The organism is Acinetobacter sp. YH12132 (assembly GCF_013418645.1).
Taxonomy (GTDB): domain Bacteria; phylum Pseudomonadota; class Gammaproteobacteria; order Pseudomonadales; family Moraxellaceae; genus Acinetobacter; species Acinetobacter indicus.
Window position 1 is genome coordinate 1 of record NZ_VPBR01000032.1, and the last position, 3,477, is coordinate 3,477.

Below are 3,477 nucleotides of genomic sequence, written 5' to 3' on the forward strand. Positions count from 1 at the left end.
TAATGAGCTGGCGATGACTTACTCTCACATGGGTAACCCCACACTACCATCAGCGCTAAGAGGTTTCACTTCTGAGTTCGGGAAGGGATCAGGTGGTTCACTCTTGCTATTGTCGCCAGCACAACTGTTATGGACTTGTTCGGGTCTTAGTTACTTTGCTTAAGCTTGATGCTTTTGCATGTAATGCCTTACTTTGTTCCAAATGAGTTATTAACGGATTGGCTATTGGGTCTGAATTTTATTGTGTCGCATTAACTAAATCAAGGATTAGTTTAGAATTCAGCTTGATACAACAACTGTTTGGGTGTTGTATAGTCAAGCCTCACGAGCAATTAGTATTGGTCAGCTTCACATATCGCTATGCTTCCACACCCAACCTATCAACGTCCTAGTCTCGAACGGCTCTTTAGAGGAATAAATTCCTAGGGAAATCTTATCTTGAGGTAGGCTTCCCGCTTAGATGCTTTCAGCGGTTATCCCTTCCGAACATAGCTACCCGGCGATGCGACTGGCGTCACAACCGGTACACCAGAGGTTCGTCCACTCTGGTCCTCTCGTACTAGGAGCAGATCCTCTCAAATTTCCAGCGCCCACGGTAGATAGGGACCGAACTGTCTCACGACGTTCTAAACCCAGCTCGCGTACCTCTTTAAATGGCGAACAGCCATACCCTTGGGACCTGCTTCAGCCCCAGGATGAGATGAGCCGACATCGAGGTGCCAAACACCGCCGTCGATATGAACTCTTGGGCGGTATCAGCCTGTTATCCCCAGAGTACCTTTTATCCGTTGAGCGATGGCCCTTCCATACAGAACCACCGGATCACTAAGACCTACTTTCGTACCTGCTCGACTTGTGGGTCTCGCAGTTAAGCGCGCTTTTGCCTTTATACTCTACGCGTGATTTCCGACCACGCTGAGCGCACCTTCGTACTCCTCCGTTACTCTTTAGGAGGAGACCGCCCCAGTCAAACTACCCACCAGACATGGTCCTCGTCCCGGATCACGGGACAGAGTTAGAACCTCAACATTACCAGGGTGGTATTTCAAGGACGGCTCCATTGGAACTGGCGTTCCAACTTCAAAGCCTCCCACCTATCCTACACAAGTAAGGTCAAAGTTCAATGTCAAGCTGCAGTAAAGGTTCACGGGGTCTTTCCGTCTAGCCGCGGGTACACTGCATCTTCACAGCGATTTCGATTTCACTGAGCCTCTGCTGGAGACAGCGCCGCCATCATTATGCCATTCGTGCAGGTCGGAACTTACCCGACAAGGAATTTCGCTACCTTAGGACCGTTATAGTTACGGCCGCCGTTTACTGGGGCTTCGATCAAGAGCTTCGCTTACGCTAACCCCATCAATTAACCTTCCAGCACCGGGCAGGCATCACACCCTATACGTCCACTTTCGTGTTTGCAGAGTGCTATGTTTTTAATAAACAGTTGCAGCGGCCTGGTTTCTGCGGCTGTCAACCGCTCAGGGAGCAAGTCCCATCACCGTCAACAGCGTACCTTCTCCCGAAGTTACGGTACCATTTTGCCTAGTTCCTTCAGCAGAGTTCTCTCAAGCGCTTTGGTCTACTCGACCTGACCACCTGTGTCGGTTTCGGGTACGATTCCAGTGTAACTGAAGCTTAGAGACTTTTCCTGGAAGCATGGTATCAGCCACTTCGCTAGTAAACTAGCTTGCTATCAGCTCTCAGCATAGAGCACCCCGGATTTGCCTAAGATGCATGCCTACAGCCTTCCACCTGGACAACCAACGCCAGGCTGACTTAACCTTCTCCGTCCTCTCATCGCATTACACTGAAGTATTGGAATATTAACCAATTTCCCATCGACTACGCCTCTCGGCCTCGCCTTAGGGGTCGACTCACCCAGCCCCGATTAACGTTGGACTGGAACCCTTGGTCTTTCAGCGAACGGGTTTTTCACCCGTTTTGTCGTTACTCACGTCAGCATTCGCACTTCTGATACCTCCAGCAGACTTCTCAATCCACCTTCATCGGCTTACAGAACGCTCCCCTACCACGTATACAATGTATACATCCGCAGCTTCGGCACATAGTTTTAGCCCCGTTACATCTTCCGCGCAGGCCGACTCGACTAGTGAGCTATTACGCTTTCTTTAAAGGGTGGCTGCTTCTAAGCCAACCTCCTAGCTGTCTATGCCTTCCCACATCGTTTCCCACTTAACTATGATTTTGGGGCCTTAGCTGGCGGTCTGGATTGTTTTCCTCTTGACTACGGACGTTAGCACCCGCAGTCTGTCTCCCGGATAGTACTCATCGGTATTCGGAGTTTGCATCGGTTTGGTAAGTCGGGATGACCCCCTAGCCGAAACAGTGCTCTACCCCCAATGGTATTCGTCCGAGGCGCTACCTAAATAGCTTTCGGGGAGAACCAGCTATCACCAGGCTTGATTAGCCTTTCACCCCTATCCACAAGTCATCCCCTGGCTTTTCAACGACAGTGGGTTCGGTCCTCCAGTTAGTGTTACCCAACCTTCAACCTGCTCATGGATAGATCGCCTGGTTTCGGGTCTACACCCAGCAACTATACGCCCTATTAAGACTCGGTTTCCCTACGGCTCCCCTATGCGGTTAACCTTGCTACTGAATGTAAGTCGCTGACCCATTATACAAAAGGTACGCAGTCACCACACGAAGTGGCTCCCACTGCTTGTATGCATGCGGTTTCAGGATCTATTTCACTCCCCTCACAGGGGTTCTTTTCGCCTTTCCCTCACGGTACTGGTTCACTATCGGTCAGTCAGGAGTATTTAGCCTTGGAGGATGGTCCCCCCATATTCAGACAAGGTTTCACGTGCCTCGCCCTACTCGTCATCATTATGTGTGCCCTTTCGTGTACAGGACTATCACCCACTATGGTTGCACTTCCCAGAGCATTCCACTAAAACACACATAACTTAATGGGCTGTTCCCCTTTCGCTCGCCGCTACTGAGGGAATCTCAATTGATTTCTTTTCCTAAGGGTACTGAGATGTTTCACTTCCCCTCGTTCGCCTCAATACACTATGTATTCATGTATTGATACCTACCTTATGGTAAGTGGGTTTCCCCATTCAGACATCTCCGGATCAAAGGATATTTGCCGCCTCCCCGGAGCTTTTCGCAGGCTATCACGTCTTTCTTCGCCTCTGACTGCCAAGGCATCCACCACATGCACTTAATTACTTGACTATACAACCCCAAACAGTCGTTAATCCCTACAAGTAGGATTAAGACAATTAAATAAATAATCAATTATCTATTTAATCTACAGTTCGAAGTCACGTGCACTTAAGCACCGTACAGCTTCAATCTAAATTCATATACCAAAACGCTTGATTCAGTTAATTTGCTAGTTCTCAATTCAATCTACGTTCATCAACCCGTCATAACAACGCGTTAACGTATATTGATTGAGTGAACAATTTATTTCAGACTCAATTTTGCCAATCTGTTAATGATTCACTG

2 rRNA genes are annotated in these 3,477 nt (G+C 48.7%); both read right to left on the reverse strand.

What is annotated here, in order from left to right:
• Window positions 1–5: 5 nt before the first annotated feature.
• Window positions 6–120: ribosomal RNA gene (gene rrf, locus FTU67_RS14035) — 5S ribosomal RNA — on the reverse strand.
• Between the two features lie 191 nt (window positions 121–311).
• A 23S ribosomal RNA gene (locus tag FTU67_RS14040) occupies window positions 312–3,201 on the reverse strand.
• Window positions 3,202–3,477 lie beyond the last annotated feature (276 nt).